Below are 11,589 nucleotides of genomic sequence, written 5' to 3' on the forward strand. Positions count from 1 at the left end.
TCAGGTGCAACTCGACCAACGCAGCGGCGACATCGATCCCGAGCTCTGGTTTCCCTGCCCCTACCGCGAAGGGGCGCGCGACATTCTGTATCCCTCGGCGGGTAACACCTTCCGAGGTCGGATGCCGGCGTGGTGCGAACTTCGACAAGTCAGCTTCCGAGTGAGCCTCAGTGAGCTGCCGGACGACCTGCCCGTGGCCACCCGCCTCTGGATCCGGGGCTTCCTCGCTGGATCTGTCCCACAACTCGACGACGATACCGACCTGGAGACACGCGACCGGCAAGTCGACGTGTTTCTAACGACCGGCACTTGGCCCGACCAATAGCGAAACGTCCCCATCTGCCGCTGTGGGTGGAGGCCGCAACAAGGCTTGACAAGGCGTGTCTGTCGGGCTGGCGCTCGATGGTCGCCTTCCCACCCGGGCGGCCCGACGCCACACTGAGACCATGACTGGCGGCCCCTGGCTCGAGTCGGCGCGCGGCCGCCGCAGCGCGTTGATCGTGGCGAGCAACGAGTACCAGGACCCGGGGCTCAGCGAGCTCCGGGCTCCGGCCGCGGACGCCGACGCCCTGGCGGCGGTGTTGAGCGACCCGGAGATCGGCGGCTTCGATGTCCGGACGCTGCTGAACGAGCCGGCCCACGTGGTCAATGAGGCCGTCGAGGAGTTCCTTACCGACCGCTCTCCCGACGACCTCTTGTTGTTGCACTTCTCCTGCCATGGCATCAAGGACCAGGACGGCGAACTGTACTTCGCGATGGCGAACACCCGGCTCCGCCTCCTGGGCGCGACCGCGGTCGCCGCCGACTTCGTGAACCGCCGGATGACCCAGAGCCGGTCGCACCGCATCGTCTTGTTCCTCGACTGCTGCTACGCCGGAGCCTTCGATCGTGGGCTGAGGGCCCGCGCCACCAAGGTCATGGATCTCGAGGAGCGATTCGGCGGGCGCGGGCGAGCGGTGATCACGGCGTCGGGAGCCGTCGAATACGCCTTCGAGGGCGGTGAGCTCACCGAGTCCGGCGATCCGGCTCCCTCTGTCTTCACGACCGCGATGGTCCGTGGTCTCACCACCGGGGAGGCAGACCGCGACCAGGACGGGTACGTCGACCTGGACGAGCTCTACGACTACGTCTACGAAGCGGTCCGCGAGGTCACCCCGCACCAGAACCCCGGCAAGTGGACCTTCGGCGTCCAGGGCGACCTGGTCATCGCCCGGCGCAACACCCCGGTCACCCAGCCGGCCGCGCTGCCGCCGGAGCTCCAGCACTCCATCGACAGCCCGCTCGCCGGCGTCCGGGCAGGCGCGGTGGACGAGCTGGCCCGACTGCTGTCCGGCCGCCACCAAGGCCTTGCCCTGGCTGCCCGACAGGCCCTCGAAATCTTGGCCGACGACGACAGCCGCACCGTCGTGGCCGCCGCGTCGGCCGTCCTCGACGGGTCACCCCACACCGCGCCGCCGAACGCCACCGGCACGGCACCACCGACAGAACCAACCAACACAGGCGGGGCGACTGGCCCGATCCGACGCCCGCCGACGGCAACGACGCCGGCTCACCCGCCGGGACCCACCACACCGACAACACCGTCTCGGAGGCGTTGGTGGCCGGGGACGATCCGAGGACGGGTGATCGTGGCCGCACTGGCGGCAGCCGCCCTGCTCGTGGGTGGCGTGGTCACCTGGCGGGTGCTCGATCAGGCCGGCCACTCCACGACGATCCCAGCGTCATTCGACGGCCAGTGGCGGGGCACCGACACCAGGGGAGTGTTCACGGCGACGCTCGGCAAGGAGCTGCAAAAGGGCGAGTTGTTGAGTGATGCCTCATCGTGCTTTCAGGGCCCGCTCACCGTCCGCGACGCCACCGACTCCCGGCTGACGATGCGCTTCGCGCCAGGCCCTGCAGCCGACCCGGGGTGCAAACCGTGGACCGTGGTCTTCACGCACCTGTCCGGCGGCGACCTGAAGATGGCAGTCGATCCCGACCCCGGCGGCAACGTGCCCGAGTTCGAGGTCCGGATGACCCGGCAGGGTTGAGGCGGATCAGGCGGCGGAGGCGACCCTCTGCACACCGCCCACTACACACGTAACGGTCCACTGGCACTACTGATCGCATCGTCCGCAAATGCCGCTGACAGGAAAGTCGAGGCGTCCGAGGTCGCATCAAACTAGCCTCTGCCTATGAGCGAAGCATTCTGGGCCGAAGGAGTGTGGCGGCCGATTGAATACGCCGAGGCATGGGCGGCGTTCGACGCTCGCTTCGACTTCAAACCTGACTACTACGAGCGTGATGTGCCTGCGATCCGGCTGCCTGACAGCTGTGTGGTGATCGACCTCGCTCCTGTGTTTGCTCACGAGGGCGCTCGGTTCGTGGCCGCGGAAGCGGCGATCGCCGCGGCCGCCCTCCGGAGCTTTGTTTGGCTGACCGACGAGGAAGAGTTGACCGCGTTGGACTGGCAGCACACCCCATACCACTACTCGCCGGCGAAGCACGCTCTCGCGGACGTCGGATGGCCCGTCCCGGTGTTCCCGAACGGCGACTACTACGTTCACACCACATCGGACCTACGGTGGGGCACGTTCGCACACCCGTGGCAGCAGTCGCTGACCGTCTGGGGCGAAGAGCTGGTGCGCACCCTCGGGGCGGAACTGTTGACCTGGCTACCGCGCCACCCACAGAGCCCATAAACGCACGTATCTGCCGGGATCCGCGCTTTCGGCTGTCGCAGATCACCTGGCGGAGATCTGTCGCGCATCTGTCGACGGAGGACACCGCCTGACCCGAGCACCCTGCCGAATTGGGCTCTTATGGATCAAGGCGCGCCTTCGGCGCGCGGGCCCGGACTGCGGGCGGCGCTGGCCCGCCGTCCTCGCCGGACCTGACGAGCAGGACGCTACCCCGTCTACGCGACCCCACCTGCCACCAGCCGACGTGGTCGGCGTCTGACCGCCGGTCAGCCCGTCCCCTCGCCGCTCGATCGTACGGCCCCACGACCCAGGTCAAGAGCGCTTCGCGTCCCTACGGGATCGGCAAGCCGGCTCTTGACATGCGCCGCGCTGGCCTGGGTTTGGCGGTCATGAGGGGGACGGGGCGGGTGTGGAGACGCTGACGGACGAAAGTCCTTGGCCACGCTCGGGGCAGCGCCACTATCGTCGGCCAAGTGATCATTCGCCCCGTTCGTGAGAGCGACATTGAGAGCCTTCATCAAAACCGTCTGTGCGGGCTCACCATCGACGAGACCACCACGCTGGTCATGTCGGCGATCGACGAGGAACACGGGCGCGACTCCCGCTTTCTCGTCGCGGCCGAAAAGGACGGCGGCGTGGTGGGGATGACCACGGTAAAGCGCCTGGAGCATCGGTTGTGCAGGCATCGGGCCGAGCTGGGCGGCCTTGTCATTCTTCCCGTCGCTCGTGGGACAGGTCTCGCTCGAAGGATTGTGGACGCTGCGGGCAGTCACGCCAGTGACTGGGGTTGCTCGATCCTTGAGGTCAGCTGTCGCGGAGGCACTCATGCCGAGAAGGCCTACATCGGACTCGGATTCCAGGTGTGGGGTCAGTTGCCCGGCGGCTACCACGATCACGATGGTCTCGTCTTCGATGAGGTCCGATTGTGGACGTCGCTTCCAACGAAGACACCGTGACTGGTCCTTTGAGTTCGCAATGACGACCAGGGCGTGCATCGTGCCCTCCACGTGCCCTAACCGATGGTCAGTGGCGGTCACTCAGGGGGTGCTGTAGGCATCGGTTTCAGGCGCCGAGGCACGATCACAGCCCCAGGCCGGGAGTCGTCGCATGGTTGGTGCTTATGGCAACGGGCTCGTGATGAGAAGGTCGTCGGTTCGATCCCGACAGGCGGCTCCACCCAGACCCCCAGGTCAGAGATCTCTCTGAAGCTGGGGGTTCGTCGTTAGTGGCTGTTTGCGGGTGCCTCGGTTGAGGTGGTGACTGCGGCTGGGTCGGTGGGATGTTGTGGTGCGGTGGGTTTGGATCTTGTGAGCCACAGGCCGGTGAAGATGGCGGTGGTCAATGTGACGGTGCCGGCTGCGAGGAAGGCGGTGTTGAGGCCGGTCTCGAAGGAGGCGCCGTCGGATTGCCGGGTGCGGACGATGGCTCCGAGAACTGCCACGCCGAGGACCGCGCCGATCTGTCGCGTCGTGCTGCTGATGCCTGATGCGAGGCCGCCTTCCTGCGGGCTGACCGCTTGGATGGCGGCTCCTGTCAGTGGGGACATGGTCAGGGCGAAGCCGATGCCTACGACTCCTAGCCGCCACCACACGTTCCCGTAGCCGGTGTCGGCGTGCACCATGCCGAGCGCCAGCAGTCCCAGGCCGGCCAGGGCCAGGCCGGTGGTCACCACGATTCGGAAGCCGTACCGGGCGGCGAGCCGGCCCGCGTACGGGCTGACGATCACCATGGCGAGGGTTGCCGGCAGGGTCTGCAGGCCGGCGCGCAGGATCGAGCTGCCCTGGACGTACACGAAGAACTGGGAGAAGAAGAACGACGACCCCATGAGTGCGAACCCCACCACGACCATGGCGGTGTTTGACACTGTGAACAGCCGCTGCCGGAACAGCCGCAGCGGCAGCATCGGAGCGGAACGACGCGCTTCGACGGCGACGAATACGGCGAGGAGGATCAAGGCGGCGGTGAAGCTGCCCAGGATCACCGACGACGTCCAGCCGCGGGCACCACCCTCGATCAGCCCGTAGGTCAGCGCTCCCACCCCCAGAACGGACAACACCGTCCCCGGCACATCGATCGCGGGGGCGCTCGGATTGCGGGTTTCTGCAAGGCTGCGCAGACCGACCAGCAGAAGGACTACGCCGATAGGCAGGTTGACCAGGAAGATGGCGGGCCAGCCGAAGGCCTCTGTCAGTACGCCGCCGGCCACGGGGCCTGCTGCCAGACCGATTCCGCTGAATCCAGCCCACAGCCCGATCGCCTTGATTCGTTCTTGCGGCACGGGATAGGCGGCGGCGAGCAGGGCCAGCGAAGCAGGGCTCAGCGCCGCGGCCCCGATGCCCTGCAGCACCCGGCCGGCGACCGGCCAGCCGAGCGAGGGCGCGAGGCTGCACACCACCGACGCGGCGGTGAAGACCGCGACGCCGGTCAGGTACACCCGCTTGCGGCCGAACCGGTCGGCGAAGACACCGCCGGACAGCAGGAGCATGGCGACCAGCAGTACGTACGCGTCGACGATCCACTGCAGACCAGTCAGCTGAGTGTGCAGCCGGTGCTGCATGTCGGGCAGCGCCGCTCCGACAATCGTGTTGTCGAGCAGGACCATGAATTGGCCGAGGCAGGTCACCGCGAGCAGCACGGCCCGATTCGGTCGACTGCCTACGGCCGCAGGCGATGCAGCCATGGGGATCCTCTCAATCGTCAGGTGCGCCTCGGGCGCTCTAAAGCAGCCAGCGGCTGCGTTAGGCGAGTGTAGGAAGGTATGCGTAGCAAACGCAAGTCGCAACTGCGTTAAGGTGGGGTTCATGAACGAGCGAGAGCGAGCCCGGCGGCCCGGCGGGCGTAGCGCGCGCGTCGCCGCGGAGGTGCACCAGGCGGTCACCGACCTGATCAACGAGCGCGGCTACGGCAACTTCACCGTCGGCGACGTTGCGGCCCGCGCTGGTGTGGCCGACAGCAGCATCTATCGCCGGTGGGGCAACCTGGCAACCCTGCTCACCGACGTGGCGCTCACCCGCCTCAACGCGCAGTCGCCGATGCCCGACACCGGGAGCCTGGCCGGCGACCTACGCACCTACGCGGCCCAGGTGGCCCGCGAGATCACCGGACCCGACGGTCTGGCGTTGCTGCGTCTGGCCGTGGCGCTGTCCAGCCAAGGCCACCAGGGCCAGCAGGCGGGTGACGACCTCCTCGCCGAACGCACCCGGCAACTGCAGTCCATGCTCGATCGCGCCGTGGAACGCGGCGAGCACGCACCCGACGCGTTAGGCGTGGTCGACCACATCCTGGCCCCGATGTATGTCCGCGTCCTGCTCGGCATAGGCCCGCTCACTCCGGAGTACGTCGACGGGCTGGTCGACCGATTGCTATGACCTCAATCCGGCTGCGGCGCTGGGGTCCGTCGTTCCGGGGCGCGGTCAGGTGCCGTGCGGTGGAACGCCGTTCTCGAGGTACACGGCTTCCGGCGTACGTCGGCTTTTGAACCCGGCCGCGACGCGTGCGAACTGTTCTGGGTCGAGGAGGTGGCCGGCCTCTTCGAGTGTGACGAACCTGGAGGAGGTGACCTCCGCCGGCTGGAGCACGATGCGGTCGATATCGGCCGGTGCCAGTACCCCGCCGTCGAACAGGAACGCGACGATCTCTGTGAAGTCTCCCGTCTGCGGGATCCAATCCACGGCGAGCAGACTGCCCGGCTCGACGAAGAGGCCGATCTCCTCCAGCACCTCGCGCTGGGCGGCGAGGCGTGGCGATTCGTCGCGTTCGACCATGCCGCCGGGGATGTCCCAGGTCGTCTTGTACGGCGGCTGAAGCACCAGCAACCGGTCCGCTTGATCCGTGAACAGGCAGTCGGCAGCCATCCGTTTGGTGGGGAACCTCGCGGTGAAGTGCACGTCGTCGGCCACGTCGCCAGCCAACCACAGCCCGCGTTCCCCAGTTCGGTTCGTGGGGTTAGCGGGCGCCGCCAGGCACGCCTTCTACCGGGTGGTTGATCTCAACGTTGACAGGGGTTGGGCTTGCGAGGATGGTGAGCAGCACGGGGCGTGAGCGGGTGGGGGTGTCGGGCGTGTTCGTTGTCGACGGGCACGGACGCCGGGGTCTTGTGCTGCCTGCAGGGGGAGCTCAGACGTGTGGCGAACATGAGCGCACGGACCGCGACTGTCGCGGGCGTGTTCTATCTGGCGACCGAGATCACCTCGGTCGCGGCGCTACTGCGGTATCAACCGATTCTGCGTGACGGCAGCGCAGTCAGTTTTGCCATCTGAGCCCTCCTCGACTTCATTCGTTGTGCAATCCCTTTGGGGGATATTTCTGATGACAACATCTGTGGTGTACCCGGTGCATGTGAACGCCGCATCCGATCCGAAACCGTCCAGGTGGCTCTGGCTGGTCAAGTGGATCCTCGTGATCCCGCACTACGTCGTGTTGCTGTTCTTGTGGATCGGCTTCATGGTCAGCTCGGTCGTGGCGTTCTTCGCGATCCTGTTCACCGGTCGCTATCCGCGCGGCATCTTCGACTACAACGTCGGCGTGATGCGGTGGTCGTGGCGCGTGACGTACTACGCCTATGGAGCACTCGGCACCGACCAGTACCCGCCGTTCACGCTGGCCGAGGTCGAGGACTATCCCGCGCACCTGTCGGTCGACTACCCCGAACGCCTGTCCCGAGGCCTGGTCCTGGTGAAGTGGTGGCTGCTTGCGATCCCGCACTACATCATCGTCGGCTTCTTCGTCGGCGGTGGAATGTGGGCCGCGAACCGTTCCGACAACTGGCAGTGGAACGTCGGCGGCAGCGGTGGTCTGGTGGGAATCCTGGTGATCATCGCCGCGGTCATCCTGGCCTTCACCGGCGCATACCCTCGACCGCTGTACGACGTGATTCTCGGAATGAACCGCTGGGCTCTCCGGGTCGCAGGCTATGCCGCTCTGATGACTGATGTGTATCCGCCGTTCCGTCTCGACCAGGGCGGCAGTGATCCCGTCCTCGCCGTACCGCCTCCGTCCGGCGACCCGAGTTCTGAGCGCCTGCTCAGGGCATCAGACACGCCGTGAGCGGACGAAGCAACACTGCTAGTCGCGACGTACGAACGCCCAGCCCAGGTCGCGATCAGGAGCTGACTGTCCGGCGGATGAACGTCATGCGGCTCGGGTACGCGTTCATGGGGATGGGGCTGGCGATCGTCAAGTGGCCGGTTCTGGTTCAGGACGTTCGATCGTTGCCGGTGATGGAAGGGGTTGTCGCCTGCCTGCTGACGGCCATGTCGTTGCTGGCGTTCCTCGGGCTCAGATACCCCGTGCGGATGCTGCCGATCCTGCTGTTCGAGGTGGCCTGGAAGGTCATCTGGCTCGGTACGGTCGCGATTCCCCACCTGATCGCCAACGATCTGAGCACCGAAGCGCGCGACGTACTGTTCAACTGCACCTTCATCGTCGTCATCGTGGCCGTCATCCCGTGGCGCTACACCTGGCAGCGCTACGTCCGGACCCCGGGCGATCCCTGGCGCTGACACTCGATCAGCGGTCCTGGGTGTCCAGAAACCCATCCACTGCTCGGCGCCCCAGGCTTCGTAACCGTGACCCCAGGAGGACGGCAGGAACAGGTAGCCGAGTTCGACTGACGCGAGCTCCGGGCGGACCTGGCCTGGGCGGTCCGTGTCGCGTTGGTAGAGGGTGACCATGCCGATCATCTTGATCGGGCCGGGCGGCCAGCCGACGGACTCGAGGTCGCTCATGGTCGGCCACCCTGTCCGCGCGTCACTCGATCAGTTCGGGGTCGTGCACGAACTTGCGGACGTCCTGGGGACAGCGGCAGGCGGCGGCGATCTTGGCGGCCCATATGAGGGCCTCTTCGCGGGTCGGGACGTCGACGGTCATGAAGCCGCCGATGAGTTCCTTGCCCTCCAGGTACGGGCCGTCGACGACCTGCCCGTCGGTGCCGACCACCGCGTGTTCCACGTCGCCGTCGTCGTAGCTCAACCCGCCGCCGAACCGGAACACGCCGGCGTCCTTCGCCTCCTGACACACTGCGTGCGAGGCCTTGCCCACCTCGGGGAAGTCCTCCTCCGGGATGTGGTCCATCGCGCCCTTCTCGAACGAGATCAGGTACCGCGGCATCTCATCACTCCTTTGTCCTGACGACCTCTTCCGGCCGCCGCTCACCCTTGCAACGAACGCCGAGCTCCGGATCCGACAGGGCTGCTCAAATCAATCATGGTTGAATGCGCGGATGGAGGCGCACCCGGTTGATCAGGCGCGGTGGGCGGACCTGGTCGAGCTGTTCGGGCCGAGCGGCGGTACGCGGGGTTGCTGGTGCATGGCCCGTCGACTGCCGGCAGCAACTGTTGCCGCGAACGGGAGCGCCGAGAACCGCGCCGCACTTGAGGGTTTCGTCGAGGCGGGCGTCCCGGTCGGGCTCATCGGGTACGTCGACGACCGCCCGGCGATCTGGTGCGCCGTGGCCCCGCGGACGGAGTACTACGCGATCCTGCACTCGCGAACGCTGCCGATCGACGAGGCGGACGACGACACGATCTGGGCGATCAACTGCCTGTTCGTGAAGAGCGGGTACCGCGGGCGAGGGCTGACGTCGCCGATGGTCGAAGCGGCCGTCGAGTACGCGCGGAGCTCGGGCGCGCGGATCGTGGAGGCGTACCCGGTGAAGGCGATGCCCGGTGATCCCGGTCGCGGCGTACTCAGCACGTTCCTCGCCGCCGGCTTCACGACGTACGCCGAAGACCGTACGACGGCCAAACGAAACGTCGTCGTACGCCGAAGCCTGTGAACGCCCAAGCCCGAGCCGCCCGCGCTGCCCGCGCCGAGGCCCGTCTGCAGGCGGCGCACGAGCTGCTGCGGGACCTGGACCTGATCGCACGATGGAGCGTGTACGGCGAGGTGACCGTCGTCGGCTCCGTCGCGATCGAGCTGGTCGTGGACCCGGACATCGATCTGGAGATCCGCTCGGAGGAGCCGCGCGTCGCGGACGGGTTCGCCGTGATGAGTGTCCTGGCGGAGCTTCCGCAGGTACGGCGGATCACGTATCTCGACGCGCGCGACCGCCACGAGCAAGGGCAGTACTGGAAGCTCGAATACGAAACGCCGGATGACACCTGGACCGTCGACATGTGGGTGTTCGGCCCTGATGCCCCCGGTGGCGGACCGTTCGCCGAAGCGCTCCGACACCATCTGACGCCGGACACCCGCGACACCATCCTCGCGATCAAAGAGGAGGCCGTCACCCGGGGCGAGCGCGCGCGGGGCTACTGGCTGTACCAGGCGGTCCTCGACGGCGGCGCGTCGACGTACGACGAGTACCGCGACTGGCTCGGCAACCGCAACATCTACGAACGCACCAACTGGCTCCCTATCATCAGTCCATGAGGGGACTGGTGGCTCTGCTCTGGGTGACCGTGGTCGTCAATCTTGGCGCCGCAGTCGGTAACGGGCTGGCCGGTGACGCGTTGGGGGCTGTCCTGCCCGCCGTCATCGCCGTGCTGATGGCGTTCGGGGCCTACCGCACCATGAAGCATCCGCCGAAGCCCCAACCGTTGACCAGGGCGCGCGTCGTGGTGGGCGCGGTGCTCGGTGGAGCGGCAACTCTCGCGGTGCTTGCAACCCTTGGCTGGACTGCGATCTTCGTTCCGGACTGGCCGATCAGGGCGGTGTCGTTGGCCGGCATGGTGTTCGTCGTCTGCTTGGTGATCTGGACGGTGCGGACCGTGCGTCGCCTGGACCGCGAAGCCCGCGCGCTCGGCGACGCCGCCGGCTGAGCGGCGCGGGGCCGTCTGAGGTCAGGCCTCCCAGCTCCAGACTTCACCATCCAAGGTGAAGTCCCAGTTCCGTCCGCGTACGCCGTGGGTCAGGTAGTCGACCGCGGGTAGGGCGATCGGTGGGTACGGCTGGTCGCGCAGCAGCCGTACGGCGTCCTCTACCGGGAACCACCGGACCTCCATCACCGACCCGTCCGGATCGTCGACGGCGAACGCGGGATCGCTCACGTCCACCACGTAGTTCCAGGACTGCGACGTCATCCGACCGTCGACAACTGTCCGTGTCGTCCACACCAGTTCGAGTTCATGGGCCGCGGCGAGCAGCCCCGACTCCTCGCGTAGCTCCCGCACCGCGCCGTGCGCCGGAGTCTCCCCGTCCTCGACGGCTCCGCTCGGGAGGTTCCAGTACGGCGCATCCCAGGCCTTGTACTGCTCCCGGACCACCGCGACCATCCCGTCGTACCGTGCGATCACGCCCGCATACCGCTGCATGCGGAGGAGTATTCCAGGTTCCGGAAGGGGAGTGTCCGGAATTGGATTTACCGTGCTGTTTATGAGTGAGAGCGCGTGGGTTTCGCCGTGGTGGGAGCCGCCGGTGGCGGGGAGTGATGTCGAGCATCTGGTCGGGGCGCTGGACCGGTTGCGTACGACGTTCCGGTACAAGGTCGACGAGCTGGACGCGGATGGGTTGAACACCCGGATCGGGGCGTCGTCGATCACGCTCGGTGGGTTGATGAAGCATCTGGCGGCGAACGAGGACTACATGTTCGACGTGAAGTTCCAGGGCAAGCCGATGGGTGGGCCGTGGCTGGAGAACGGCTGGCGCGACGACAACGACTGGGAGTTCAACTCCGCGGCCGACAACACGCCGGCAGAGCTGTACGCGCTGTGGGACGGTGCGGTCGCGCGGTCCCGGGAGACGTTGGCGGCGGCGATCGCCGAGGGCGGGCTCGACCAGCCGGCCGACATCGCCTGGCCGGACGGGCGGCACGCGAGCCTCCGTCGGCTGGTGTGCGACCTGATCGAGGAATACGGCCGCCACACGGGCCACGCCGACCTGATCCGCGAGGCCGTCGACGGCCGCGTCGGCGAGGACCCGCCCCACGACTGGAACCCCGTCGGCCCCAAGCCCTGAAGCCGCCGCCTAC

Annotated in this window: 16 protein-coding genes; 12 read left to right on the plus strand and 4 right to left on the minus strand. The window is 67.2% G+C overall.

Annotation, left to right across the window (positions count from 1 at the left end; genetic code table 11):
* The first annotated feature begins 4 nt into the window (after positions 1–4).
* The 4 genes from EV647_RS39395 to EV647_RS39410 all read left to right on the plus strand — a co-directional run bounded on the left by EV647_RS39395 (position 5) and on the right by EV647_RS39410 (position 3,637).
* Positions 5–325, plus strand: coding sequence for a hypothetical protein (locus tag EV647_RS39395; RefSeq protein WP_134012330.1), 321 nt, complete (start codon positions 5–7; stop codon positions 323–325).
* Between the two features lie 121 nt (positions 326–446).
* The gene (locus tag EV647_RS39400; protein ID WP_134012332.1) at positions 447–2,030 is read left to right on the plus strand and encodes a caspase family protein; all 1,584 of its coding nucleotides are present in this window, start codon (positions 447–449) and stop codon (positions 2,028–2,030) included.
* 144 nt (positions 2,031–2,174) lie between these two features.
* Positions 2,175–2,681, plus strand: coding sequence for a DUF2716 domain-containing protein (locus EV647_RS39405; RefSeq protein WP_134012334.1), 507 nt, complete (start codon positions 2,175–2,177; stop codon positions 2,679–2,681).
* Positions 2,682–3,154: 473 nt separating this feature from the next.
* A complete protein-coding gene (locus EV647_RS39410) occupies positions 3,155–3,637 on the plus strand; it encodes a GNAT family N-acetyltransferase (protein ID WP_134012336.1) in 483 nt (160 codons plus the stop codon).
* Positions 3,638–3,903: 266 nt separating this feature from the next.
* Here the strand turns inward: EV647_RS39410 and EV647_RS39415 are convergent, their stop codons facing one another.
* The gene (locus EV647_RS39415) at positions 3,904–5,361 is read right to left on the minus strand and encodes an MFS transporter (RefSeq protein WP_134012338.1); all 1,458 of its coding nucleotides are present in this window, start codon (positions 5,359–5,361) and stop codon (positions 3,904–3,906) included.
* Positions 5,362–5,482: 121 nt separating this feature from the next.
* On the opposite strand from EV647_RS39415, the gene EV647_RS39420 reads away from it, so the two are divergent.
* Positions 5,483–6,049, plus strand: a complete 567-nt coding sequence (locus EV647_RS39420) for a TetR/AcrR family transcriptional regulator (RefSeq protein ID WP_134012340.1) — start codon at positions 5,483–5,485, stop codon at positions 6,047–6,049.
* A 45-nt stretch (positions 6,050–6,094) separates the two neighbouring features.
* On the opposite strand, the gene EV647_RS39425 is transcribed toward EV647_RS39420, so the two are convergent.
* On the minus strand, positions 6,095–6,580 hold the full coding sequence (locus EV647_RS39425) for an NUDIX hydrolase (RefSeq protein WP_134012342.1): 486 nt from the start codon (positions 6,578–6,580) through the stop codon (positions 6,095–6,097).
* A 234-nt stretch (positions 6,581–6,814) separates the two neighbouring features.
* Here EV647_RS39425 and EV647_RS43455 point away from each other — a divergent pair, with 234 nt between their 5' ends.
* The 3 genes from EV647_RS43455 to EV647_RS42355 all read left to right on the plus strand — a co-directional run bounded on the left by EV647_RS43455 (position 6,815) and on the right by EV647_RS42355 (position 8,182).
* On the plus strand, positions 6,815–6,940 hold the full coding sequence (locus tag EV647_RS43455; RefSeq protein ID WP_255517859.1) for a hypothetical protein: 126 nt from the start codon (positions 6,815–6,817) through the stop codon (positions 6,938–6,940).
* A 49-nt stretch (positions 6,941–6,989) separates the two neighbouring features.
* Positions 6,990–7,727 carry a DUF4389 domain-containing protein gene (locus EV647_RS39430; RefSeq protein WP_134012344.1) on the plus strand — a complete coding sequence of 246 codons (738 nt, stop codon included), beginning with the start codon at positions 6,990–6,992 and terminating at the stop codon, positions 7,725–7,727.
* A 77-nt stretch (positions 7,728–7,804) separates the two neighbouring features.
* Positions 7,805–8,182 carry a hypothetical protein gene (locus tag EV647_RS42355; protein ID WP_166680519.1) on the plus strand — a complete coding sequence of 126 codons (378 nt, stop codon included), beginning with the start codon at positions 7,805–7,807 and terminating at the stop codon, positions 8,180–8,182.
* A 247-nt stretch (positions 8,183–8,429) separates the two neighbouring features.
* Here EV647_RS42355 and EV647_RS39440 read toward each other — a convergent pair whose 3' ends face one another.
* Entirely contained in the window at positions 8,430–8,789 is a 360-nt protein-coding gene (locus EV647_RS39440; protein WP_134012345.1) for a YciI family protein, read from the minus strand.
* Between the two features lie 112 nt (positions 8,790–8,901).
* Here EV647_RS39440 and EV647_RS39445 point away from each other — a divergent pair, with 112 nt between their 5' ends.
* Genes EV647_RS39445 through EV647_RS39455 form a run of 3 tightly spaced genes read left to right on the plus strand, consistent with a single transcriptional unit; the run spans position 8,902 to position 10,441 of the window.
* Positions 8,902–9,456 (plus strand): GNAT family N-acetyltransferase, encoded by a 555-nt coding sequence (locus EV647_RS39445; protein WP_166680542.1) that lies wholly within the window; start codon positions 8,902–8,904, stop codon positions 9,454–9,456.
* Positions 9,453–10,052: a hypothetical protein gene (locus tag EV647_RS39450; protein ID WP_134012347.1), complete on the plus strand. Its 600-nt coding sequence runs from the start codon at positions 9,453–9,455 to the stop codon at positions 10,050–10,052. Before EV647_RS39445 ends, EV647_RS39450 begins: the two co-directional genes overlap by 4 nt.
* Positions 10,049–10,441, plus strand: a complete 393-nt coding sequence (locus EV647_RS39455) for a hypothetical protein (protein ID WP_134012348.1) — start codon at positions 10,049–10,051, stop codon at positions 10,439–10,441. Before EV647_RS39450 ends, EV647_RS39455 begins: the two co-directional genes overlap by 4 nt.
* A gap of 21 nt (positions 10,442–10,462) precedes the next feature.
* Here EV647_RS39455 and EV647_RS39460 read toward each other — a convergent pair whose 3' ends face one another.
* Positions 10,463–10,933: an NUDIX hydrolase gene (locus EV647_RS39460; RefSeq protein WP_134012350.1), complete on the minus strand. Its 471-nt coding sequence runs from the start codon at positions 10,931–10,933 to the stop codon at positions 10,463–10,465.
* A gap of 61 nt (positions 10,934–10,994) precedes the next feature.
* Here EV647_RS39460 and EV647_RS39465 point away from each other — a divergent pair, with 61 nt between their 5' ends.
* Positions 10,995–11,576 (plus strand): DUF664 domain-containing protein, encoded by a 582-nt coding sequence (locus tag EV647_RS39465; RefSeq protein ID WP_134012352.1) that lies wholly within the window; start codon positions 10,995–10,997, stop codon positions 11,574–11,576.
* Positions 11,577–11,589 lie beyond the last annotated feature (13 nt).

The sequence above is a fragment of the Kribbella sp. VKM Ac-2566 genome, assembly GCF_004366005.1.
Taxonomy (GTDB): Bacteria; Actinomycetota; Actinomycetes; order Propionibacteriales; family Kribbellaceae; genus Kribbella; species Kribbella pratensis.

Bases quoted from the DNA above. Each gene is read 5' to 3' on its own strand.
- EV647_RS39400 (WP_134012332.1), top strand. From the start codon at position 447: ATGACTGGCGGCCCCTGGCTCGAGTCGGCGCGCGGCCGCCGCAGCGCG.
- EV647_RS39405 (WP_134012334.1), top strand. From the start codon at position 2,175: ATGAGCGAAGCATTCTGGGCCGAAGGAGTGTGGCGGCCGATTGAATAC.
- EV647_RS39415 (WP_134012338.1), bottom strand. From the start codon at position 5,361: ATGGCTGCATCGCCTGCGGCCGTAGGCAGTCGACCGAATCGGGCCGTG.
- EV647_RS39420 (WP_134012340.1), top strand. From the start codon at position 5,483: ATGAACGAGCGAGAGCGAGCCCGGCGGCCCGGCGGGCGTAGCGCGCGC.
- EV647_RS43455 (WP_255517859.1), top strand. From the start codon at position 6,815: ATGAGCGCACGGACCGCGACTGTCGCGGGCGTGTTCTATCTGGCGACC.
- EV647_RS39430 (WP_134012344.1), top strand. From the start codon at position 6,990: ATGACAACATCTGTGGTGTACCCGGTGCATGTGAACGCCGCATCCGAT.
- EV647_RS42355 (WP_166680519.1), top strand. From the start codon at position 7,805: ATGAACGTCATGCGGCTCGGGTACGCGTTCATGGGGATGGGGCTGGCG.
- EV647_RS39440 (WP_134012345.1), bottom strand. From the start codon at position 8,789: ATGCCGCGGTACCTGATCTCGTTCGAGAAGGGCGCGATGGACCACATC.
- EV647_RS39445 (WP_166680542.1), top strand. From the start codon at position 8,902: ATGGAGGCGCACCCGGTTGATCAGGCGCGGTGGGCGGACCTGGTCGAG.
- EV647_RS39455 (WP_134012348.1), top strand. From the start codon at position 10,049: ATGAGGGGACTGGTGGCTCTGCTCTGGGTGACCGTGGTCGTCAATCTT.
- EV647_RS39460 (WP_134012350.1), bottom strand. From the start codon at position 10,933: ATGCAGCGGTATGCGGGCGTGATCGCACGGTACGACGGGATGGTCGCG.
- EV647_RS39465 (WP_134012352.1), top strand. From the start codon at position 10,995: ATGAGTGAGAGCGCGTGGGTTTCGCCGTGGTGGGAGCCGCCGGTGGCG.